This is a genomic window from Loktanella sp. M215, assembly GCF_021735925.1.
Lineage (GTDB): Bacteria > Pseudomonadota > Alphaproteobacteria > Rhodobacterales > Rhodobacteraceae > Loktanella.
Genome location: NZ_WMEA01000001.1, coordinates 2084926 through 2106482 on the forward strand (window position 1 = coordinate 2084926; position 21557 = coordinate 2106482).

General features: G+C 66.8%; 21 protein-coding genes. 17 read left to right on the top strand and 4 right to left on the bottom strand.

All coding sequences use genetic code 11. The features are described 5' to 3' along the window. Window positions 1-38: 38 nt before the first annotated feature. Genes GLR48_RS10210 through GLR48_RS10230 form a run of 5 tightly spaced genes read left to right on the top strand, consistent with a single transcriptional unit; the run spans window position 39 to window position 3253 of the window. Window positions 39-644 (top strand): VOC family protein, encoded by a 606-nt coding sequence (locus GLR48_RS10210; RefSeq protein ID WP_237061157.1) that lies wholly within the window; start codon window positions 39-41, stop codon window positions 642-644. Beyond that, window positions 641-1132: a GNAT family N-acetyltransferase gene (locus tag GLR48_RS10215; protein ID WP_237061158.1), complete on the top strand. Its 492-nt coding sequence runs from the start codon at window positions 641-643 to the stop codon at window positions 1130-1132. The genes GLR48_RS10210 and GLR48_RS10215 overlap by 4 nt, the downstream gene beginning before the upstream one ends. A gap of 10 nt (window positions 1133-1142) precedes the next feature. Further along, the gene (locus tag GLR48_RS10220; protein WP_237061159.1) at window positions 1143-1823 is read left to right on the top strand and encodes a molecular chaperone DjiA; all 681 of its coding nucleotides are present in this window, start codon (window positions 1143-1145) and stop codon (window positions 1821-1823) included. Between the two features lie 8 nt (window positions 1824-1831). Then, entirely contained in the window at window positions 1832-2860 is a 1029-nt protein-coding gene (locus GLR48_RS10225) for an endonuclease/exonuclease/phosphatase family protein (protein WP_237064508.1), read from the top strand. Window positions 2861-2866: 6 nt separating this feature from the next. Then, window positions 2867-3253 (top strand): hypothetical protein, encoded by a 387-nt coding sequence (locus GLR48_RS10230; protein WP_237061160.1) that lies wholly within the window; start codon window positions 2867-2869, stop codon window positions 3251-3253. Here the strand turns inward: GLR48_RS10230 and GLR48_RS10235 are convergent. From GLR48_RS10235 to GLR48_RS10250, 4 genes are read right to left on the bottom strand one after another with little or no spacing between them, the layout of a single operon-like run. Next, entirely contained in the window at window positions 3250-4797 is a 1548-nt protein-coding gene (locus GLR48_RS10235; RefSeq protein WP_237061161.1) for a Ppx/GppA family phosphatase, read from the bottom strand. The genes GLR48_RS10230 and GLR48_RS10235 overlap by 4 nt on opposite strands. Window positions 4798-4847: 50 nt before the next feature. Further along, window positions 4848-7040, bottom strand: coding sequence for an RNA degradosome polyphosphate kinase (locus tag GLR48_RS10240; RefSeq protein WP_237061162.1), 2193 nt, complete (start codon window positions 7038-7040; stop codon window positions 4848-4850). A gap of 44 nt (window positions 7041-7084) precedes the next feature. Then, window positions 7085-7750, bottom strand: coding sequence for a chromosomal replication initiator DnaA (locus GLR48_RS10245; RefSeq protein ID WP_237061163.1), 666 nt, complete (start codon window positions 7748-7750; stop codon window positions 7085-7087). A gap of 2 nt (window positions 7751-7752) precedes the next feature. Beyond that, window positions 7753-8811 carry an AI-2E family transporter gene (locus tag GLR48_RS10250; protein WP_237061164.1) on the bottom strand — a complete coding sequence of 353 codons (1059 nt, stop codon included), beginning with the start codon at window positions 8809-8811 and terminating at the stop codon, window positions 7753-7755. 123 nt (window positions 8812-8934) lie between these two features. On the opposite strand from GLR48_RS10250, the gene proS reads away from it, so the two are divergent. The 12 genes from proS (at window position 8935) to GLR48_RS10310 (ending at window position 21545) form a co-directional block, all read left to right on the top strand. After that, window positions 8935-10272 carry a proline--tRNA ligase gene (gene proS, locus GLR48_RS10255; protein ID WP_237061165.1) on the top strand — a complete coding sequence of 446 codons (1338 nt, stop codon included), beginning with the start codon at window positions 8935-8937 and terminating at the stop codon, window positions 10270-10272. Window positions 10273-10382: 110 nt separating this feature from the next. Next, window positions 10383-10949: a peroxiredoxin gene (locus tag GLR48_RS10260; RefSeq protein ID WP_237061166.1), complete on the top strand. Its 567-nt coding sequence runs from the start codon at window positions 10383-10385 to the stop codon at window positions 10947-10949. Continuing rightward, window positions 10946-11554: a DUF2937 family protein gene (locus tag GLR48_RS10265; RefSeq protein WP_237061167.1), complete on the top strand. Its 609-nt coding sequence runs from the start codon at window positions 10946-10948 to the stop codon at window positions 11552-11554. The genes GLR48_RS10260 and GLR48_RS10265 overlap by 4 nt, the downstream gene beginning before the upstream one ends. A 185-nt stretch (window positions 11555-11739) precedes the next feature. Further along, the gene (locus GLR48_RS10270) at window positions 11740-13344 is read left to right on the top strand and encodes a glucan biosynthesis protein (protein ID WP_237061168.1); all 1605 of its coding nucleotides are present in this window, start codon (window positions 11740-11742) and stop codon (window positions 13342-13344) included. Then, a complete protein-coding gene (locus GLR48_RS10275; protein ID WP_237061169.1) occupies window positions 13341-13493 on the top strand; it encodes a hypothetical protein in 153 nt (50 codons plus the stop codon). The genes GLR48_RS10270 and GLR48_RS10275 overlap by 4 nt, the downstream gene beginning before the upstream one ends. Window position 13494: 1 nt before the next feature. After that, window positions 13495-15282 carry a glucans biosynthesis glucosyltransferase MdoH gene (gene mdoH / locus GLR48_RS10280; protein ID WP_237061170.1) on the top strand — a complete coding sequence of 596 codons (1788 nt, stop codon included), beginning with the start codon at window positions 13495-13497 and terminating at the stop codon, window positions 15280-15282. After that, window positions 15257-16516 carry an OpgC family protein gene (locus GLR48_RS10285; RefSeq protein ID WP_237061171.1) on the top strand — a complete coding sequence of 420 codons (1260 nt, stop codon included), beginning with the start codon at window positions 15257-15259 and terminating at the stop codon, window positions 16514-16516. The genes mdoH and GLR48_RS10285 overlap by 26 nt, the downstream gene beginning before the upstream one ends. Before the next feature lie 77 nt (window positions 16517-16593). Beyond that, the gene (locus GLR48_RS10290) at window positions 16594-17496 is read left to right on the top strand and encodes a LysR family transcriptional regulator (RefSeq protein WP_237061172.1); all 903 of its coding nucleotides are present in this window, start codon (window positions 16594-16596) and stop codon (window positions 17494-17496) included. Between the two features lie 135 nt (window positions 17497-17631). After that, window positions 17632-18762 carry an ABC transporter substrate-binding protein gene (locus GLR48_RS10295; RefSeq protein ID WP_237061173.1) on the top strand — a complete coding sequence of 377 codons (1131 nt, stop codon included), beginning with the start codon at window positions 17632-17634 and terminating at the stop codon, window positions 18760-18762. 68 nt (window positions 18763-18830) lie between these two features. After that, complete coding sequence (locus GLR48_RS10300; protein ID WP_237061174.1) at window positions 18831-19814, top strand: ABC transporter ATP-binding protein; 984 nt, start codon at window positions 18831-18833, stop codon at window positions 19812-19814. After that, on the top strand, window positions 19811-20749 hold the full coding sequence (locus GLR48_RS10305; RefSeq protein ID WP_237061175.1) for an ABC transporter permease: 939 nt from the start codon (window positions 19811-19813) through the stop codon (window positions 20747-20749). Before GLR48_RS10300 ends, GLR48_RS10305 begins: the two co-directional genes overlap by 4 nt. After that, a complete protein-coding gene (locus tag GLR48_RS10310; RefSeq protein WP_237061176.1) occupies window positions 20739-21545 on the top strand; it encodes an ABC transporter permease in 807 nt (268 codons plus the stop codon). The genes GLR48_RS10305 and GLR48_RS10310 overlap by 11 nt, the downstream gene beginning before the upstream one ends. Window positions 21546-21557 lie beyond the last annotated feature (12 nt).

Here is a 21557-nt window from a genome sequence, read left to right on the forward strand (position 1 = left end):
GGCGGTGTCTGTAGGTCCAGACCCTTCGGACACCGCCCATGCTGACCTTCGATCACATCGCCATCGCCTGCACCGATCTGGCCGCAGCCGCCACCGACTTGTCACAGCGCCTCGGCGTCGCGTTGCAGCCCGGTGGCCGCCACGACCGCTATGGCACCCACAACATGTTGCTGGGGCTGGGCGAGCTCTACCTCGAACTCATCGCCCTCGACCCGCAGGCGCCCCCCACGGGGCGCCCTGCGTGGTTCGGCCTGGACCACTTTATCGGCCCGATGCGTCCCGCGAACTGGATCTGCCGCACGGACGACCTCGACTCCGCCATTGCCGCAGCGCCCGTCGATCCCGGTCCCGCCGTCCCGCTGACACGCGGCGACCTGCACTGGCAGATCACTGTCCCGGCTGATGGCCACCTGCCGCTGGACGGTGCCATGCCGACCCTGATCCAGTGGGCGAAGAACGCTCAGCATCCTACCGAGAAGCTTGCCGAATCCGGCTGCCGCCTGATCCAGTGGCATGTCAGCCATCCGCAGGCCGCACTGCTGCAGGACGGCCTCGCCCTCCAGGATCCGCGCGTCACATTCACAACGGGCGCAGCAGGTTTTACCGCGACGCTCGATGCGCCGAACGGGCGCGTGACCCTGTGACGGTCCGGATCCGTCCCGCGACCACCGCAGACGCCGCGGCCATCGCGGCGATCTGGAACCCGCTGATCCGCGACACCACCATCACCTTCAACCCGGTGCAGAAATCCGACGCCGACGTCGCGTCGATGATCGCCGACCGGCAGGTGGCGCAAGGCTTCCTTGTGGCCACAGACGCGGACGCCCTGCTGGGCTTTGCCACCTACGCCCAGTTCCGCGGCGGCGACGGCTACCGGCACACGGGCGAACACACCATCATCCTCGGCCCGCAGGCGCGCGGGCAGGGCACCGGGCGGGCGCTGATGAAGGCGCTCTGCGATCATGCGCGCGGGCGCGGCCTGCACAGCCTCTTTGCCGGGTGCAGCGCGGAAAATCCCGCCGCCGTGGCCTTCCACATTGCCCTCGGGTTCGCGCAGGTGGCGCATCTGCCGCAGGTCGGGCGCAAATACGACCGCTGGATCGACCTTATCCTTCTGCAAAAGATGCTTTAGGCTGCACCCCATGTCGATCTGGACCCGCATATCCGATGCCATCGCCGCCCTGCGCGCGGGCGAAAGCCTGTCCGCAGTGTTCGAGATGCTGCGCACGCCCCCCGACCGGTCCGTGGCCTTTACCATCGCCGTCATCGCGCTCGGCGCCAAGATGGCCAAGGCCGATGGCACCGTGACCCGCTCAGAGGTCGCAGCCTTCCGCGAGGTGTTCCACATCCCCCCGCAGGAAGAGGCCAACGCCGCGCGCCTGTTCAACATGGCCCGCACCGACGTCGCGGGGTTCGAGGATTACGCCGCGCGCATCAAGCGCATGTTCGGCAACGATACCGCGCCGCTCTGTGACCTGATGGAAGGGCTCTTTCACATCGCCCTCGCCGACGGCAGCTATCACCCCAGCGAGGATGCCTTCCTGTCCCGCGTGGCCGAAATCTTCGGCTTCGACGACCGCCGCTTCACCCGGATCCGCGCGCAGTTCGTCCCAGATGCCGCCCGCGATCCCTATGGCGTGCTGGGCGTGGCCCCCGACGCGGACCTTGCCACGATCCGCGCCGCCTGGCGCCAGCAGGTGCGCGACACCCACCCCGACCGGATGCTCGCCCGCGGCGTGCCCGAAGAGGCGGTGAAGCTCGCGGAAAAGCGCCTCGTCGCGATCAACCGCGCCTGGGAAGACATCGCGGACCTGCGCCAGTGATCCCGCCCCTGCGGCTGGCAACCTGGAATGTCGAATGGTTCAACAGCCTGTTCGACGATGCGGGCAAGCTGCTGGACAACAACGGCTGGTCCGGGCGCTGGAATATCACGCGCACCCAGCAGATCGCGGCCCTCGGCACCGTCTTCGCCCGCCTCGACGCCGACGCCGTCATGGTGATCGAGGCGCCGGATACCGCGCGCCACCGCAGCACCGTCACGGCCCTGACCACCTTTGCCGACCGCTTTGGACTGCGGACCCGGGCGGTGCTGACCGGCTTTGTCAATGACACGCAGCAAGAGATCGCACTTCTTTACGACCCCGACCGGCTCACCGCCGCCCATACGCCACTGGACAGTCCTGCCGCCCCGCAATTCGACGGCACATTCACCATCGATCTGGATCAGGACGCCCGCCCCGACGCGGTCCGCTGGTCGAAACCCCCGCTGGAGGTGACCGTGACCGCCCCCGGCCATGGCACCTTGTCCCTGATCGGGGTCCACGCGAAATCGAAGGCAGCGCACGCGACCGGCTCGCAGGCCCGCATGACGCAGATCCACATCGCGAACAGGCGCAAGCAGCTGGCGCAATGCGCCTGGCTGCGCGCCCGCGTCGATCAGGTGCTGGCGCTGCAACGACCGCTCCTCGTGATGGGCGATTTCAACGACGGCCCGGGTCTTGATGCGTTCGAGGCGCTTTTTGGCCGCTCCGGTGTGGACATCGTGCTGGGCGAGGACGGTGCGATCCCGCTGTTCGATCCGCACGCCCGTCTGGCCCTGTCCGGACCCAGCGCCGCGATGCCCGCGACGGCGCGGTTCAGGCACGACGACGTCTATCTCTCGGCCCTGCTGGATTACATCATGGTCAGCCCCGATCTGGCCGCGCGCGACCCGCGCTGGACGATCTGGCACCCCTTCGACACGCGGGCCTGCTATGACGATCCCGCACTCCGGGACGCGCTGCTGCTGGCCTCGGATCATTTTCCCGTCGTCATCGACCTGCCCGCACCCTTGGCAAGGGGCGAGGGCGACCCTATCTGATAAGGCATGAAACAGATCATCCTTGCCAGCCTCATTGCCGTCTCGGCCTTGCCCGCCACGGCGCAGATGACCGATCCGCCGCAGGAACAGGTGGACCCGGCCCCCGGCCGCGATTTGATGGAGGAGGGGGCCAAGCTTCTGTTCCGTGGCCTGCTGTCCCAAGCCGCGCCCGCGCTGCGCGACCTGCAGGACCTTGCCGACGACGTCGGCCCCGCGATGAAGATGCTGCGCGAAGAGATGGGCCCGGCCCTGGCCGACATCATGGCCAACATCGACGACATCAGCAATTACATGCCGCCCAGGATCCTGCCCAACGGCGACATCATCATCCCGCGCAAGCCCGACGCCCCGCGCTACGTTCCGCAAAAGAACGACGCAGAGGTCGACCTCTAGCTTTTGAACTTCACTTCAAAAGTCGCGTCCATCGCCTGCGCCAGCGCGCCCAGCCGGGCCTCCGCGACCTCGCCGTAAAGCGGTCGCGCGCCTGCGGCGAGGGTCAGCGTCAGGTGCTTGGCCTTGGCGCTCCACTTGATGGTGCCCGGCGGGGTATCGCCATCCAGCCACAGCATCGCGCCGAACCGCATGGCACGGCCAAGGATATCGGCTTCCTTCATTTGCTCCGGCGTCAGCATCGCGAACAGCGGCGCAAAGCGGCCGTCCGGCGTCTTGGACGAATACCGCTTCATTAGCGCCAGCCCCAGCTGCACCCGTTCCGAATGCTTCAGCCCGCCAAGGTTCGCGCGTGTGGCGTTGTCGAATGTGATCTCGGCCCGGTAATCCGGGTGCGCGCGCCAGCTGACGTCATGCAGCAGGCAGGCGGCCTTGATGATCCGCAGCCGCTGCCAGTTGGCACGCGGAAACAGCGGTTTCACGAAATCATACAGCAACCGGCCAAAGCCGGGCAGGCGGGCGTCCTTGGCCTCGGCAAAGCGGCAGGCCTCGATCAGCGGGTCACGCTCGCGCAGAGCGCGCGGCATCTGTTCGTACAGCATCCCCTCGCGGATGCCATAGGACGACACGGCCACGTCGCGCGGCTTGAAGGTGCGCACCAGTTCCTTCAGCACCATGACCGCCAGCGGCACCAGCGACATCCGGCTGTCGGAAATCCCGCACCGCGCCCGCAGATCCTGCAGGTCGGATGCGGAAATGTATTTCGCGGTATCCCCGATGCGCCGCGCGGTCATGCGGTATTCGTGCAGCACGGTCAGCGGATAGCCGCGCCGTTCCATGTCGACCCGCGCAATCGCCCGCCACGATCCGCCGACCAGAAACAGGCGCATCCCCGTCTCGTGGTCCATCTTTTCGTGCAGGTCGGCGACGATGGCCTTGATATGCGCCTTCAGGACCTTCTTGCCGCCCTTCACCTCGCGCAGCTTCAGCGGCCCCAGCGGTGACGTGACCCGGTGCCCGACACGGCCTTCGGACAGGTCGGCCAGTTCCATGCTGGACCCGCCGATATCGCAGACCATGCCGTAACTGCCGGGCCAGCCCAGCAGCACGCCCTGCGCCGACAACCGCGCCTCTTCCTCACCGTCGATGACCCACAGCTTGATGCCGGTCTCCCGTTCCACCTCGGCCCGAAAATCGGGCCCGTCGCTGGCCTCGCGCACTGCGGCGGTGGCCACGGCGGTCAGGGGCGCGATACCCATCCCTTGCGCAAGGGCCGCAAAGCGCCTGATTGCGGACAGCGCACGGATACGCCCCTGCGGGTTCAGCGTGCCGGTTTCCGACAGACCGGCCCCCAGCGCGCACATGATCTTTTCGTTGTAGAAATAGGCGGGACTGCGCGCCGCGCCGTCGAACACGACCAACCGGACAGAGTTCGATCCCACGTCCACCACGCCCACGCGACCCAGACTCTGGGCTGCCTCGTCGTTGAACAGGGGGCGACCGAACGGACCCCAGTCGATGGTTTCGGTGGCGGCGTCGTCCGTCATCGTCTGATCGTCCCGGTCATGTCAGAGGGTCACCATGTGACGCGGCCAAGTCAGGAGTCAACGGGCGCTGCCGCAGCTGCGTCCTCGGTATGGGTCAGCTGTGGCACGTCGGACGCGCCCGCCGATCCGCGGCCCGACAGCGAGGGATTTTCCATGAAGAACCGGTGGCAGTTGAAGGCGAACTCCCCCTCCGGCCATGTCGCGCGCTCGAACGTGCCGTCCGCCTGCATGACCCAGCTTTGCGCCACGTCGGCCATGTTGGCCGCCATGATCTGGCTGACGATCTGCGCCTTGACGGTGTTGTTGGTGATCTCGACCAGCGTTTCCACCCGGCGGTTCAGGTTGCGGCTCATCCAGTCGGCAGAGCTGATGAAGACCCGCGCCTTTTTGCTGGGCAGCATATGGCCCGACCCGAAACACACGATCCGGCTGTGTTCCAGAAACCGCCCGACGATGGATTTGACGCGGATATTCTCGGACAGCCCCACGACGCCCGGCCGCAGCCCGCAGATGCCGCGCACCACCAGATCGATCTTCACCCCGGCAGCACTCGCCGCATAAAGCGCGTCGATCACGTCCTTTTCGATCAGGCTGTTCATCTTGGCCCAGATCACCGCAGGCTTGCCCGCCTGCGCGTTCGCGGCCTCGGCCTCGATCATCTCGATCAGCTTGCCCTTCATGCTGATGGGAGAGATCGCAAGGTTCTCCAGCCCCTCTGGCTGGGCATAGCCGGACAGGTAGTTGAACACCTTCGTCGCATCGCGCCCCAAGGCCGCATCGCAGGTGAACAGCGACACGTCCGTATAGATGCGCGCCGTAATGGGATGATAGTTGCCGGTGCCGAAGTGCGTATAGGTCACCAGCTTTTCGCCCTCGCGGCGGACCACGGTGCTGATCTTGGCATGGGTCTTGTAGTTCAGAAAGCCATAGACGACATGGGCACCCGACCGTTCCAGCCGGCGCGACTGGCGGATGTTCGCAGCCTCGTCGAACCGCGCCTTCAGCTCCACCAGCGCCGTCACTGACTTGCCGTCCTCCGCCGCCTCGCACAGCGCCTCGACGATGGGGGATTTCTTGGAGGTCCGGTAGAGCGTCTGCTTGATCGCCACCACATCCGGGTCACGCGCCGCCTGCGTCAGGAAGCGGACCACCATGTCGAAGGTCTCGTAAGGATGGTGCAGCAGCATGTCCTTTTGCCGGATCGCGGCGAACATGTCGCCGTCGTGATCCTGCACACGCTCCGGCACGCGCGGACTGAACGGGGGCCACAGCAGATCGGGGCGGTCGTCCAGCACCAGTTCGGACAGGTCCGAGATGCCGATCAGCCCGTCGACGTTCACGACCTCTTCCTCGGTCACATGCAATTCCTGCATGATCAGCACGCGCAGCGGGGCCGGTGCATTGTCCGAGATCTTCAGCCGCACGACTTCGCCGCGCCGGCGGCGCTTCAGTGCGACCTCGAACTCGCGCACCAGATCCTCTGCCTCGTCCTCCAGCTCCAGATCGCTGTCGCGCAACACCTTGAAGGCGCAGTTTCCCTTGACCTTGTAGCCGGGATAAAGCCGTCCCACGAACTGCAGCAGCAACTCCTCCAGCGGGACAAAGCGGAACGACTCGCCCGGCAGCCGGACAAAGCGCCTGATCTGCGCGGGCACCGGCAGCAGGGCGCGCAGGGGCCGCTTGTCGCTGGCGCGTTCCAGTTGTAGTGCCAGCGCAAAGCCTTCGTTGGGCAGGAACGGGAACGGGTGCGCCGGGTCGATCGCCAGCGGCGACAGGACCGGAAACACCTGTTCCAGAAAGAAATCCCCCAGAAAGACGATATCGTCCTCGGTCAGGTCCGCGCGGTTCAGGATATGGATATCCGCCGCCGCCATCTCGGTCGTAAGCGCACGGAACACGGTCTGCTGCCGGTCCATCAGCTCGCGCGCCTTCACGTCGATCAGGCCCAGCTGTTCGGCGGGCGTGCGCCCGTCCAGACCCGGCGTCGTGTTGCCCGCATGGGCCAGTTCGCGCAGACCCGCGACCCGCACGGTATAGAACTCATCGAGGTTCGTGGCGGAAATCGACAGGAACCGCAGGCGTTCCAGCAGGGGCACGCGGGGATTTTCGGCCTCTTCCAGCACCCGCATGTTGAACCCGATCCACGACAGCTCTCGGTTCACGAAACGGTCGGCGGTGGTCAGGTCGATATCCAGCGCGACCGGGTCCGGGGCGCCATGTTCCAGAAAATCAGCGTTCATCATGCGGGGCCTTCTGACCGGGTTTCATGGCAGGCGTGTGACAAGTCTCACGACAATCCCGTCTCGCTGTCCAGCACCTGTGCCGCAAGCTTGACCGTGATCGCCCGCTTGTGTTGCAGCGCCAGGGCATCCAGATCCGCCACGATCCGTTGCGCGCCCGCAAACGACCGCTCGATCCGCGGGACAAGATAGGCCACGACGCCCGGCGGCGGCAGGATCTGACGGTCCGCGAACAGCTTCATCAGCACCGCCTGCAACAGCGCATCGTCAGGCGCCGCAATGCTGGCGGGCGTCGTGGCCTGCATCCGGCTCGCCAGATCCGGCAGGGCCACATCCCAGCGCACCGGCAGGCTGCGCGCGGTCAAAAGCAGGGGCAACTTGTGCGATGCCATGTGATTGTGCAGATGGAACAGCGCCTCTTCGGACGCGCGCGGCAGACGGTCCGCGTCTTCGACCACAAGGGCACCGTTCGGGTGCAGATCATCCGGCAAAGCCTCTGCGCTGACGATCCGGGCCCCGTGGCGCGCCGCGAAGACGCGGGCGAGGTGGCTCTTGCCCGACCCCTCCGGCCCGGTCAGCACCAGCTTGCCCTGCGGCCACGCAGCGGGGGCGCCGATCATCGCATAAGCATCGCGGTTGGGTTCTGCGACAAAGAAATCCTCTGCCCCCAGCGCCACGCCCACCGGCCAGTCGAAGGTCAGTTGCCGCGCCACGCTCACTGGTCCGTCGTGCCGCGATAAAGGGCGCTGGCACGGTAGCGGTCGAGTGCAAAGCGCATGACCACGCCGATCACCGCCGCCACCGGCACCGCGACCAGCAGGCCCACGAATCCGAACAGCGACCCGAAGACCGACAACGCGAACAGCAGCCAGACCGGGTGCAGCCCCACGCTGGACCCCACCAGTTTCGGCGTCAGGATATTGCCTTCGACGAACTGACCGGACTGAAAGATCGCCCAGACCGCGATGATCCACGCCCAGTCGCCCCAGTATTGAAACAGCGCCAGCCCGATCGCCAGCCCGCCGCCGACGATGGCCCCCACGTAGGGAATAAAGGTCAGCATCCCCGCGATGGCGCCGACGACAAGGCCAAAGTTCAGCCCAACCGCCGCCAGCGCCACGGCGTAATAGACGCCCAGGATCAGGCACACGAGGCCCTGACCGCGAATGAAACTCGCCAGCGTCCGGTCGATCTGGCGCGCCAGATCGCGGATCGTGTCGACGTGATCGCGCGGCAGCAGGACGTCGATGCGCGCCACCATGTTGTCCCAGTCGATCAGCAGATAGATCGCCACGACCGGCACCACGACCAGCAGCACGACGACGTTCACCAGCCCCAGCGCCGACGACAGCACCGTGTTCAGCAACTCGCCGCCCCGCGACTGGATCATCTCGCCGATATTGCTCAACTGCGTGCGGATGGGCGAGCCTTCGACAAGGATCTCCGGGAACCGCGTCGTCAGCCATTGCTGCAACTGGTTGAACAGCTTCGGCGCGGTCTCGATCAACTGCGTCGCCTGAGAGATCAGCGTCGGAATCACCAGCAGGATCAGCAGCACGAAGATCAGCAGCGCCACCAGTGCGATGATCGTCACCGACAGCGCGCGTGACAGCCCCAGCCGCTGCAGGCGGTCCGCCACGGGATCAAGGATGTAGGCGATCGCACCGCCCAGAATGAACGGCATGATGACGTTGCCAAGGGCATAAAGCAGCCACAGGAACACGACGGCGGCAATGCCCCAATAGATGGTCTGCTGGCGATGCGACATGGCCATGGGGCGCTCTCCTTATGGTCAACTCTCAATGCCGCAGTGCGGCTTGCGGGGCAAGCCATGCTTGCGGGCGGGCAGGGCGCGCACTAGACAGTTGCGCAAACCAATGCTCAAAAGGTCAGCCTCATGCGGATGTCGCGCTACTTCCTCCCCGTTCTCAAGGAAACCCCGCGCGAGGCGCAGATCGTCAGCCATCGCCTGATGCTGCAGGCGGGCCTGATCAAGCAGGCCAGCGCCGGCATCTATTCCTGGCTGCCCATGGGCTACAAGATTCTCAAGCGGATCGAACAGATCGTCCACGAGGAACAGGCCCGCGCCGGGCACCTCGCCATGTTGATGCCCACCATCCAGTCCGCAGACCTGTGGCGCGAAAGCGGCCGCTACGACGCCTACGGCGACGAGATGCTGCGCATCAAGGACCGCGGCGGCCGCGAGATGCTGTTCACGCCGACCGCAGAGGAGCTGGTCACCGACATCTTCCGCGCGCATGTCAGCAGCTACAAGGACCTGCCGCTGACGCTCTATCAGATCCAGTGGAAGTTCCGCGATGAAACCCGTCCCCGCTTCGGCGTCATGCGCGGCCGCGAGTTCCTGATGAAGGACGGCTACAACTTCGACCTCACGCAAGAGGACGCGCTGCACGCCTACAACCGCCACCTCGTCACCTACCTGCGCACCTACGAACGCATGGGTCTGCAGGCGATCCCGATGCGCGCTGATTCCGGCCCCATCGGCGGCGAGGATACGCATGAATTCCTCGTGCTGGCGGAAACGGGCGAGTCGGAGGTCTTCTACGACAGCGAGATCACCGACCTGACCTTCGGCGACCGCGAGATCGATTTCAACGACAAGGCCGCCTGTGCCGCCGTGCTGGAGGAGTTCACCTCGCGCTACGCCCGCACCGACGAAACCCACGACGAGGCCCTCTTCAACGCGGTCCCCGAGGAACGCCGCCGCACCGCCCGCGGCATCGAGGTCGGCCAGATCTTCTACTTCGGCACCAAGTATTCCGACGCCATGGGCGCCACCGTGCAAGGCCCCGATGGCAAGCCCACCGCCGTCCACATGGGATCGCACGGCATCGGTGTGTCCCGCCTGCTGGGCGCCATCATCGAGGCGAGCCACGACGACAAGGGCATCATCTGGCCCGAAGGCGTCACACCCTTCCACGTCGGCATCGTGAACCTGCGTCAGGGCGATGACGCCACCGACGCTGCCTGCGAGGATCTTTATGCCAAGCTCAAGGCCCGCGGCCTCGACCCGCTCTATGACGACCGGGACGAGCGGGCAGGGGCCAAGTTCGGCACCATGGACCTGATCGGTCTGCCGTGGCGCATCACCGTCGGTCCCCGCGGTCTGAAAACCGGCGTCGTCGAACTCACCTCGCGCCGCACCGGCGAGAGCGAGGAGATCACGCCCGAGGACGCCATCGCCCGCATTGCGGCGATCTACGACGGCATCTGACCGGGCCGGGCGGCACCGCGCCGCCCCCCCGCCGCAGCGAGGCAGTGGACGCGGCCCGCGTTTTGCGGCAGCATGGCGCAAAACAACAAGCAGTGCCGAGGCGCCATCCGATGTCATTGACCGCAGTCGACTGGTCCACGATTCCCGCGCCCCGCGATGACGGCGGGACGGCCCATCTGCCCGGTCTCGCCATGCCAAGGGTCTCTTTGCCGGCCACCGATGGCCGCGCGGTGGACCTGTCGGCGCTGGCGGGCCTTGCGGTGATTTACATCTACCCCATGACCGGCCGCCCCGACCGCGCGCTGCCCGACGACTGGGACGCCACACCGGGGGCGCGCGGCTGCACGCCCCAGTCCTGCGCCTACCGCGACCACTTTGCCGATCTGCGCGCGCGCGGTGTGAGCCATCTGTTCGGCCTGTCCACCCAAACCACCGACTGGCAGTCAGAGGCCGTCGATCGCCTGCATCTGCCCTACGCCCTGCTGTCCGACGCGGACCTGTCGCTGACCCGCGCCCTGAACCTGCCGACGTTTCAGGCGGACGGCCAGACCCTGCTGAGACGCTGCACCCTGATCCTGCGCGACAGCGTGATCGCGCAGGTCAATTATCCCGTCTTTCCCCCCGATCAGGACGCCGCCCGCGTCATCGCGTGGCTGGACGCCGCGGGGGTCGCATGATCCGGACCTTCGCCCTCGCCGGTGGCATCGCGGGTGCGGCTGTCTGCTCGCAATACCCTGAATTTGCACAGCAATACCTGCAACGCCTCGCAGGTCAGGTCGATGCACTCGAAATCGTCGTCACGGATTTCGAGGCCTCGGCCATGCGCGCCGGCCTGACCCGTGGGCAGGCGCTGGGAGAGTTGACCGGCACGCCCTTTCTGGCCGACCGGCAGGCCGACATGCGCCGCACCTTCCGGCGCTACGCCGTGCTGTCCGACAATCTCGCCACCCTGCGCGCCGCCAGCCCGCTGGACCGCATCGCCATGCCGCAGCGCCTTGCGGACCCGTCCACCTTTGCCGCGACATGGGCCGATTATCGCCCCGCGATGCCGGTGACCGCCGCCGGTGTCGTGACCGGCGGCGTCGGTTTCGCGCTGGGCTGGGCCGCGATCCGCGCGCTTTGGGCGCTGCTGAAACGCCCGTTCCGCCGCCGCACCGGGCCAGCCGCCCCGCGCCGCACCACAGCCAACCGTCAGCCCGCGCGCGTCGAACCCATCGTGCTGCGCGCCGCGCCGGCCTCTCCCGTGCCGCGCCTCTCGGGCGTGCGCCGCGATTACCCGTAAGGCGGTCTTCACCCACCTGTGGCAGAATGGACAGGCGCACCGCGCCCCGTCGGGCCGGATTGATCCGCCCGCGACACCCCTTGGGCGGCCGCAGCAAATCTTCGCCGAACATCGCGGACCGTCTTGAACTTGCGGGACTTTGACGTGCATTCTGCAGTGCAGCACGAATCGGAAGTCAGCGACAAATGCATTCTCCCTCCCGCCTCTATACCCCGTCGCGCCGGTCCTTCCTGCGCAGCGGCCTTTCTGCCGTGGCCATCGCGGCGGTCCTGCCCCTGCAGGCCGCACGACTGGCGGCGCAGGACGCCACAGCCGCCGCCCCCAGCACCGAAGAACCGTTCGATTTCGACAGCCTGATCGCCCGCGCCAAGGCGATGGCGGCCAGCGATTACGAACCCGTCGCACCGCTGGGCGCGCCGTTCTCGGAACTCGACTACGACGCCTACCGCAATATCCAGTTCAAGGAAGACAGCGCGCTGTGGGCCGGTCCCGGCGCGCCTGCGGTCCTGCACGCCTACCACCCCGGCTGGCTCTTCGATACGACCGTGCAGCTGTTCGAGGTCGCTGAAGGCCGCGCCCGGCCGCTGGTCTTTTCGACCGACGATTTCAACTACTACGGCAACGCGGCAGAGGCGCTGCCCGCCGGCACCGACCTGCCCGGCGTCGCGGGCTTTCGTCTGAACGCGCCCCTGAACGCCCCCGACCGCTATGACGAGGTCGTGTCGTTCCTTGGCGCCAGCTACTTCCGGGCCTTGGGCGCAGGCAACCGCTACGGCCTCAGCGCCCGCGGGCTTGCGGTGAACACCGCCACCTCCGAGGCGGAGGAATTTCCGATGTTCACGGCTTTCTGGCTGGAACGTCCCGCACCCGGCGACACCCAGATCAGGTTTTACGCCCTGCTGGACAGCCAGTCCGTCGTCGGCGCCTACAGCTTCGTCCTCTCTGCCGGCGAGACGACGACCATGGACGTGACGACCGACCTGTTCTTCCGCAACGACGTGGCACAGCTCGGCATCGCGCCGCTGACCTCCATGTACCTCTTCGGTCCCAACGACCGGGGCAGCTTCGACGACTACCGCGAACGTGTCCACGACAGCGAGGCGCTGGTGATCAACACCGGTGACAAGGTGCTTTACCGTGTGTTGAACAACCCGCCGCAACTGGCGAACTCCTACTTCGGAACGCCCTCGCCGCAGTCCTTCGGGCTGGTGCAGCGGCACCGCGGTTTCGACGACTACCTCGATGCGGGCGCGCATTACGAAATGCGCCCCTCCCTGATGGTCCAGCCGCTGGACGACTGGGGCACCGGCAACGTCCGCCTGATCGAGATTCCGTCAGAACTGGAAGCCAACGACAACATCGTGGCGTTCTGGATTCCCGCCGGCGACTTCAAGGGCGGCGACGAAAAGCGCATGTCCTACCGCCTGCTCTGGGGCGCAGAGCCTGCGGGCGCAAGTTCGGATCTTGCACAGGTTTCGCGCACCCTTGCCGGAAATGGAGGCGTCGGCGGCTTGAAACCGCGCACCGACCGGCGAAAGTTCGTGATTGATTTCGAAGGCCCGGCCCTTGGGGAACCTATTGAAGACTCCCCCGTTAGCGCACATGTGGACGTCGTCGGTGGGACCCTCACGCAAGAGGTGCTGCAAAAGGTCGATGGACACGATCACATGTGGCGCCTCGTGCTCGAGGTCGCTGCCGACAACAACGCGACTGTCGAACTGCGCGCCTTTCTGGGCGCAGAGGACAAGCCGCTGACAGAAACCTGGGTATACCAATGGCTCAAAGAATGAATGACACGACCGACGCTGCCGTGACCGTGAACGCGACCGACTGGCAGCCCGCACGCGCGCCCCTGGACATGCCGCGGCAGGTGCTGGAACGCGACCGGGTCGGTGACCTCGTGATGGCGGTCAGCCGTCTGTTCCTGCGCCGCGCCTGACATGCGGCAGGCAGCGCCCGCGCAATCCCATCTGCAACCCGGCCCGACCCGCCTGTCCCGACTGGCGGGTCTGGTGTTTGCGGCCCTGTGCGCCGCCGCCGCCGCCGCCACGCTGGCGCAGGCCGGTCTGAACACCGGCTTCGATCCGTGGGATGCCGCTGCCGTGGCCCTGATCGCCCTGACCACCGCCTGGCTGGCCTGGGGCGCTGCGCAGGCCTTCATCGGCGTGCCGACCCTTGGCCCGCTGCCCGACGTGGCATTGCCCGATGGCCCGTTCCCGGCCACCGTCATCCTCGTGCCGATCTGCAACGAAAACCCGGTCGAGGTCTGCGCCCGCGTCGCCGCCATGCGCCAGTCGATGCGTGACGCAGGCGTGTCGGCCGATTTCGCGATCCTGTCCGATACGTCCGACCCGCAGACGCTGCAGGCGGAACAACTGGCGCTGTCATCGCTGTTCAGCGACCGCGACGGCCCGAACCGCGTCTATTACCGTGCCCGCACCGACCACCACGGCCGCAAGGCCGGCAACGTCGAGGATTTCATCCGCACCTCCGGCGGCGCCTATATCTATGCCGTGATGCTGGACGCCGACAGCCTGATGGAAGGTGCCACGATCCGCCACCTCGTCGCCCGGATGGAAGCGGACCCCGGCATCGGCCTGCTGCAGACGCTGCCCCGCATCGTCGGCGCCTCGACCCTGTTCGGGCGCGCGATGCAATTCTCGGCCAGCTTCCATTCCGCCGTCTTCGCGCGCGGTCTGGCCCGGATGCAGGGGCCGGCGGGTCCGTTCTGGGGCCACAACGCCATCACCCGCGTCCGCGCCGTCGCACAATGCTGCGCGCTGCCCGAACTCTCGGGTCCGCCCCCCTTCGGCGGCACCATCCTCAGCCACGACTATGTCGAGGCGGCACTTCTGGTGCGCGGCGGCTGGCGGGTGGAAATGGACCCCCGCATCGGCGGCTCGTTCGAGGAAGGCCCCGAAAACCTGCTCGCCTTCGCCCGCCGCGACCGCCGCTGGTGCCAGGGCAACCTGCAGCACATCCGCCTGCTCGGCGCCCCCGGTTTAAGGGGGTGGAGCCGCTTTGTCTTCGTCCAGGGCATCCTGTCCTACATTGTCTCGGTCGCCTGGGGTGCGTTCCTGATCGTGTCCCTGCTGGCCACCGCCACCGCCGGTGCGCCGAACTACTTCCCCGACGCGTACCAGCTCTTCCCCGTGTTCCCCGACGACAAGACCACGCAGATCGTGGCCCTCGCCTGTGGCGTCGGCGGCCTGCTGCTGTTGCCCAAGATCGCGATCCTGCTCGAATCCCTCGTGACCGGCCGCAGCGCGGCCTTCGGCGGTCGTCGCCGGTCCGCGCTCTCGGTTCTGGCGGAAACCCTGCTGACCGCCCTGATCGCGCCCCTGATGCTGATGTACCAGACCCGCGCCGTGGCAGAGGTCATGTCCGGCCGCGACGGCGGCTGGCCCGCCACCGCCCGCGGCGAGGGGCGTCTGACCCTGCGCGACGGCTGGCGCGCCGGGCGCTGGATCGTGCTGACGGGCCTTGCGGCCTCGGCCTTCGTGTTCTTCGCGGCCTCCGACCTCGTGCTGTGGCTGCTGCCGGTCACTGTGCCGATGATCCTCGCCCCCGTTCTGATCGCCATGACCTCGTGGTCCGGCGGTCGCTGGCTTTTCGCCGTGCCAGAGGATGCGGCCCTGTCGCCGGTCCTGCAGGCCTATCGCAGGCGTCTGACCGTCGACCGCCCCGCAGAGGGAGTGAGCCATGGCGCAATCGCCCGTTCGGCCTGACGCCAAGCTGATCCCGATCCGGCAGGGCCTGATCGCGCCGTCGCGGCCCCGCGATCCGCGCATCGACGCCTTCCGTGGTCTGGCGCTGATGATGATCGTCATCGACCACATGCCCGGCAACCCTTGGGAAACCATCACCGTCCGTAACATCGGCTTTTCCGACGCGGCAGAGGCATTCTTTGTCATGTCCGGCATCGCCGCCGGCATCGCCTATTCCCCGGGCCTCGCCCGCTGGCTGGCCGGAGAGTCCCGCCTCTGGGATGCGATGGCGCCGATGTGGCGGCGGGCGTGGACGCTCTATACCGTGCAGATCCTGCTCAGCGTGATCGCGCTGGCCGTCTTCGCGTGGTCGGCTACGACTTTCTACCGCGCCGAATTGCGTCAGATGCACGGGCTGTCGACGATCTACGAGGACACCGGCGGGGCCCTGCTGGGACTGGCCACGCTGCGCTATCAGCTTGGCTACGTGAACATCCTGCCGTCCTATATCGTCCTGCTGCTGGCCGCCCCTTTCGTGCTGGCCGCGGGGCTGAAGGCGCCTTGGCTGACGCTCGCCGCCAGCGCACTCCTCTGGGGTGTTGCGGGGGCTTACGGCTGGAACATCTCTTATTTTCCCGGTGGCGGCGCCTGGTTCCTCAGCCCCTACGAATGGCAGATCATCTTCGTCGTGGGCCTGATGATCGGCATCCGCCACCGCAAGGACCAGCGACTGCTGCCGGTGTCATGGCCCGCCGTCGCCGTCCTGTCGGCCTTTCTGCTCTTCGTCTTCGCGTGGCGGCATATCCCCGCCCTCGCGGATGTGATGAACCACAAGATGGCGCAACTCGGCGCACTCGGCGCGCCGCGCAATTTCGTGTCCCACGACAAGACGATCCTCGCCCTGCCGCGTCTGCTGCACATTCTGGCGCTCGTCTACGTCATCTCCTGCCTGCCGATCGTGACGCGCCTCTGTGCATCTTCGCTGGCGCAGCCCCTGCGCCTGATGGGCGGCCACGGCCTGCTGGTCTTCGGGTTCGGCACGATCCTCGCCCTCGTTGGTCAGATCCTGATGGACGTCGAACCGGGTCTGGCATGGCTGCCCTGGGTCCTGCCGCCGGTCGCCATGCTGATCTGCTATCTGGCGGCCCGCGTGGCAGACGCCGCCCGGTCGGGCCGTCCGCCCCGCCGGCGCCAGCACGGCACGACCGGACAGGGCGACGCGGCGGCGACACCGGGCCGGGCCTCCCGCGTCTGATCCCACGCAGCACTTGATCACCGGCCCATCCTGCCCGATGCAGGTGGCACGCCCCGATCAAACCCCGGACCCCGCCCATGGCCTTCACCTTCCGCCAGCTCACGTTCTTCGTCGCCGCAGCAGAGCAGGGGTCCGTCTCCCGCGCCGCCAAGGCACTGTCGATCTCGCAGTCCTCGGTGACCGAGGCGATCCAGTCGCTGGAAACCGACCTTGGCGTCGCCTTGTTCGACAGGCGCGCCCGCGGCATCACCCTGACGCACCGCGGCTCCGCCTTTCTGCGGCACGCGCGCCAGATCCTGATCGACGTGGCCTCCGCCCGCCACGCCTTTACCGACGTCGCCGAACAGGCCCCCGGCCGGCTGACCCTTGGCGTCACCTCGCTGGTCGCGGGATACGTCCTGTCCGACCTGCTGGCCCGCTTTCGCCGCGCCTATCCCCAGACCGAACTCAGCATCATCGAGGAAGGCGGCGACCACCTGCAGCACCTCCTGATCGGAGGAGAGCTCGACGTCGCCGTCCTGCTGACCTCCTCCGTCCGCGACCGCCTCGCGCTCCATGTCGAAACGCTGCTGGTCTCGCCCTACCGCCTCTGGCTGCCGCTGGGCCATCCGCTGGCGCAGCAAGAGGCGATCGAACTCGACGCGCTGGCCGACTGGCCCCTGATCCAGCTGACGGGGGACGAGATCGAGGGCAGCACCCGCGACCTGATGCAGGGCATGACCCACCGCCCCAACATCATGTTCCGCACCCGCTCGGTCGAGGCGGTCCGCTCGCTGGTCGCAACGGGCGCAGGGGTCGCGATCCTGCCCGGCCTGACCTACCGCCCGTGGTCGCTGGAAGGCGACCGGCTCGAATTGCGCGACGTCTCAGGCGATCTGCCGACCGTGCAGGTCGGCCTCGCATGGCGCCGCGGCGCGCCGCTGCCCGCGCCTGCTGCGCATTTCATCCGCGTCGCGCAGGCCACCGTGTCCGGCGGCTGAGCTATCGGTTTATCCGATAACGCTGTTCTTAACTTTGATATTGCGAAGGCTTGGGGCGAGTCTCACGATACCGTCAACACCTGCCGCCACTTCTCATTTCGCACCAAACGGGGATCACCGATGCAAAAGCTGTTGATGACGACGACAATTCTGGCCGTGATCGGCGCCCAGACCGCCACCGCCCAGATGACCGCAGTGGGCGAGGGCGAGGGCGCCCTGAACATCGTCGCATGGGCGGGCTACATCGAACGCGGCGAAACCGATCCCGCCTACGACTGGGTGACCAAGTTCGAGGCCGACACCGGCTGCATGGTCAACGTCAAGACCGCCAACACCTCGGACGAGATGGTGGCCCTGATGAACGAAGGCGGCTTCGATCTGGTCACCTCCTCTGGTGACGCCTCGCTGCGGCTGGTCGCGGGCGGCAAGGTCCAGCCGATTAACATCGACCTGATCCCGTCGTGGTCCACCGTCGACGACCGGCTGAAGGACGCAAGCTGGCACACGGTCGACGGCGTGCACTACGGCGTGCCCTACATGTGGGGGCCGAACGTGTTGATGTACAACACCGAAACCTTCCCCGAAGCCCCCACCAGCTGGAACGTCGTGTTCGAGGAGATGGACCTGCCCGACGGCGCCACCAACAAGGGCCGCGTGCAGGCCTACGACGGCCCGATCCACATCGCGGACGCGGCCCATTACCTGATGTTCCACAACCCCGACCTCGGCATCACCTCCCCCTACGAGCTGAACGAGGACCAGTACAAAGCCGCCCTCGACCTGCTGCGCACCCAGCGCACGCTGGTCAGCCGCTACTGGCACGACGCCTTCATCCAGATCGACGACTTCAAGAACGAAGGCGTCGTGGCCTCCGGCTCCTGGCCCTTCCAGGTCGGCCTGCTGCAATCCGAAGGCCTGCCCATCGCCTCCACCATCCCCGAGGAAGGCGCCACCGGCTGGGCGGACACGTCGATGATGCACGTCGATGCCGAACACCCGAACTGCGCCTACAAGTGGATGGAACACAGCCTGTCGTCGAACCTGCAATCGGACCTGTCGGTCTGGTTCGGCGCCGTGCCCGCCGTGCCTGCCGCCTGCACCGACGGTCGCGGCTTGCAGACCGCCGAAGGCTGCACCGCCAATGGTCTCGATGATTTCGACAAGATCGCCTTCTGGACCACGCCCGTCTCCACCTGCGAACAGGGCGACTGCGTGCCCTATTACCGCTGGGTCAGCGACTATATCGGCGTGATCGGCGGCCGCTGACACCCAGCCCGTCCGACCCCTGTCGGGGCGGACGGGCGCCCCACGCCCTTGCCACATCGGTATCCCCCATGACCTCCGCCGTCCGATTCGAGACTGTTTCGCGCCTCTACGGCAGCGTCCGCGCCGTGGACGGCGTCAATCTGGACATCGCAGAGGGCGTCTTCTTCGCCATGCTCGGCCCCTCCGGCTCTGGCAAGACCACCTGCCTGCGCCTGATCTCCGGGTTCGAGCGCCCCACCAGCGGCAAGATCGAGATCTTTGGCCAGCAGATGGCCGACGTGCCGCCGAACCGCCGTCACGTGAACACGGTCTTTCAAGACTACGCCCTGTTCCCCCACATGAACGTCCGCGACAACGTGGCCTACGGGCTGATGGTCGCCGGCATGCCGAAGAAACAGCGCCACGACCGCGCCGACGACATGCTGGCGGTCGTCCAGCTTGATGCCCACGGCGACCGCAAGCCCGCACAACTCTCCGGCGGTCAGCGCCAGCGCGTGGCGCTCGCCCGTGCCTTGGTCAACGAACCGAAGGTCCTGCTGCTGGACGAACCCCTCGGCGCGCTGGACCTCAAACTGCGCGAAGCGATGCAGGACGAACTGAAGGCCCTGCAACGCCGCCTTGGCATCACCTTCGTCTTCGTCACCCACGACCAGAACGAGGCGCTGTCGATGGCCGACCGGCTGGCGGTGTTCAACAAGGGCCAGATCGCGCAGATCGGCACGCCCTTTCAGATCTACACGCAACCCCGCACGCGCTTCGTGGCCGACTTCGTCGGCTCCTCCAACGTGCTCTCGCCTCAGGTCACGCGCGCCTTGGGCGGCCCGGAAAAATGGGCCAGCCTGCGTCCCGAATCGATCCAGCTGTATCACGGCATCGTCAGCGGCACCGTCACCGCGATCCGCTACCTCGGGTCCGGCACCCGCGTCGTGATGGACGTGTCGGGCCAAAGCGTGGCCGCGCTGATCCCCGCAGGCCAGCCCGTGCCCGAAAACGGCGAAACCGTCCGCTTCGATTTCGATCCGCAGGACCTGCACCTGCTGGCAGAGGCATGACCGCCTCCGCGATCCTCCCCGACCGTGGCCCGGGCGACCGGATCTCGGCCGTCTTCTGGCGCAGGCCGCGCGTCCTGCTGGCGCTCCTGCTGGCGCCGCCGCTGCTGTGGCTGGGGATCGTCTACCTCGGTTCGCTGGCCGCCCTGCTGCTGCAAAGCTTCTATTCCATCGACGAATTTTCCGGCGTCATCAAACACGAATTCACGCTCAAGACCTACGGCGACCTGCTGCGTCCGTCCAACATGGACATCATCATCCGCACGCTGGTCATGTCCGCCGCCGTCACGCTCGCCTCGGTCGTCGTGGCGCTGCCCATCGCCTATTACGCCGCCCGCTACGCCCGCGGCCGGTGGAAGGCGGTCTTCTACCTCGGCGTCATGCTGCCGCTCTGGTCGTCCTATCTGGTCAAGGTCTACGCGTGGAAACTGATCCTCGCCAAGGAAGGCATCCTGACCTGGATCGCTGACAGCCTCGGCGTGTCTTTCCTGCTGGACGCGCTGCTGGCATTGCCCAGCATCGGCGGCAGTTCCCTGTCCACCTCCTTCATCGGGACATGGATCGTCTTCGTCTACGTCTGGCTGCCTTACATGATCCTGCCGATGCAGGCGGCGCTGGAACGGGTGCCGGAGTCGATGCTGGAAGCCTCTGCCGACCTCGGCGCCAGCCCGGGCCTCACGTTCCGCAAGGTGACCTTTCCGCTGGCCCTGCCGGGGATCATCGCAGGCTCGATCTTCACCTTCTCGCTGACCATGGGCGACTACATCATCCCGCAGATCATCGGCACCTCGGCCAACTTCATCGGCATGGCGGTCTACCAGCAGCAGGGCACTGCCGGGAACATCCCGCTCGCCGCGGCCTTTTCGGTCGTGCCCATCGTCATCATGCTGATCTACCTCACGCTGGCCAAACGGGCAGGGGCCTTCGATGCACTCTGACCGCGCGCCCCTGTCCCTGCGCCTCTCGGCTATTGCGGGGCTTTTGTTCCTGCACCTGCCCATCGCGCTGATCTTCCTCTACGCCTTCACGACAGAGGAACGCTCCTTCGCCTTCCCGCCGCCGGGCCTGACCACCAAGTGGTTCGCCGTGGCCTGGGGCCGGGCGGACATCTGGCCGCCGCTCTACCTCTCGCTCAAGGTCGCCGCGATCTCGACACTGCTTGCGATGATCCTCGGCACGCTGGTCGCCGCCGCCATGGCGCGCGCACGGTTCTTCGGTCGCGACCAGCTGTCGCTGCTGATCATCCTGCCCATCGCCTTGCCGGGTGTCATCACCGGCATGTCGTTGCGCTCGGCCTTCTCGATCATGGACATCCCGTTTTCGACCCTGACCATCGTGCTGGGTCACGCGACCTTCTGCATCGTGATCGTCTACAACAACGCTGTCGCCCGCTTCCGCCGCCTCTCCGGCGGCGTGGTCGAGGCGTCGGCGGATCTGGGCGCCAACGCCTTCCAGACCTTCCGCTACATCCTGCTGCCCAACCTCGGCTCGGCCCTGCTGGCGGGCGGCATGCTGGCCTTCGCGCTCAGCTTCGACGAGGTGATCGTGACCACCTTCACATCGGGTCAGCAATCGACCCTGCCGATCTGGATGCTGAACGAACTGGTCCGCCCGCGCCAGCGCCCGGTGACCAACGTGGTCGCCATCGTCGTGTTCTGCGCGACCTTCATCCCCATTCTGCTGGCCTACACCCTGACCCGTGGCGGGTCCGACACCGCCGGCGGCGGAAAATAAGACATAAGGAGC

Coding starts and splice junctions, on each gene's coding strand:
- GLR48_RS10240 (WP_237061162.1), bottom strand. CDS start 7,040: ATGATGAACGCTGATTTTCTGGAACATGGCGCCCCGGACCCGGTCGCG.
- GLR48_RS10270 (WP_237061168.1), top strand. CDS start 11,740: ATGCATTCTCCCTCCCGCCTCTATACCCCGTCGCGCCGGTCCTTCCTG.
- GLR48_RS10220 (WP_237061159.1), top strand. CDS start 1,143: ATGTCGATCTGGACCCGCATATCCGATGCCATCGCCGCCCTGCGCGCG.
- GLR48_RS10290 (WP_237061172.1), top strand. CDS start 16,594: ATGGCCTTCACCTTCCGCCAGCTCACGTTCTTCGTCGCCGCAGCAGAG.
- GLR48_RS10275 (WP_237061169.1), top strand. CDS start 13,341: ATGAATGACACGACCGACGCTGCCGTGACCGTGAACGCGACCGACTGG.
- GLR48_RS10260 (WP_237061166.1), top strand. CDS start 10,383: ATGTCATTGACCGCAGTCGACTGGTCCACGATTCCCGCGCCCCGCGAT.
- GLR48_RS10265 (WP_237061167.1), top strand. CDS start 10,946: ATGATCCGGACCTTCGCCCTCGCCGGTGGCATCGCGGGTGCGGCTGTC.
- GLR48_RS10305 (WP_237061175.1), top strand. CDS start 19,811: ATGACCGCCTCCGCGATCCTCCCCGACCGTGGCCCGGGCGACCGGATC.
- GLR48_RS10230 (WP_237061160.1), top strand. CDS start 2,867: ATGAAACAGATCATCCTTGCCAGCCTCATTGCCGTCTCGGCCTTGCCC.
- GLR48_RS10235 (WP_237061161.1), bottom strand. CDS start 4,797: ATGACGGACGACGCCGCCACCGAAACCATCGACTGGGGTCCGTTCGGT.
- mdoH (WP_237061170.1), top strand. CDS start 13,495: ATGCGGCAGGCAGCGCCCGCGCAATCCCATCTGCAACCCGGCCCGACC.
- GLR48_RS10295 (WP_237061173.1), top strand. CDS start 17,632: ATGACGACGACAATTCTGGCCGTGATCGGCGCCCAGACCGCCACCGCC.
- GLR48_RS10250 (WP_237061164.1), bottom strand. CDS start 8,811: ATGGCCATGTCGCATCGCCAGCAGACCATCTATTGGGGCATTGCCGCC.
- proS (WP_237061165.1), top strand. CDS start 8,935: ATGCGGATGTCGCGCTACTTCCTCCCCGTTCTCAAGGAAACCCCGCGC.
- GLR48_RS10310 (WP_237061176.1), top strand. CDS start 20,739: ATGCACTCTGACCGCGCGCCCCTGTCCCTGCGCCTCTCGGCTATTGCG.
- GLR48_RS10210 (WP_237061157.1), top strand. CDS start 39: ATGCTGACCTTCGATCACATCGCCATCGCCTGCACCGATCTGGCCGCA.
- GLR48_RS10300 (WP_237061174.1), top strand. CDS start 18,831: ATGACCTCCGCCGTCCGATTCGAGACTGTTTCGCGCCTCTACGGCAGC.
- GLR48_RS10285 (WP_237061171.1), top strand. CDS start 15,257: ATGGCGCAATCGCCCGTTCGGCCTGACGCCAAGCTGATCCCGATCCGG.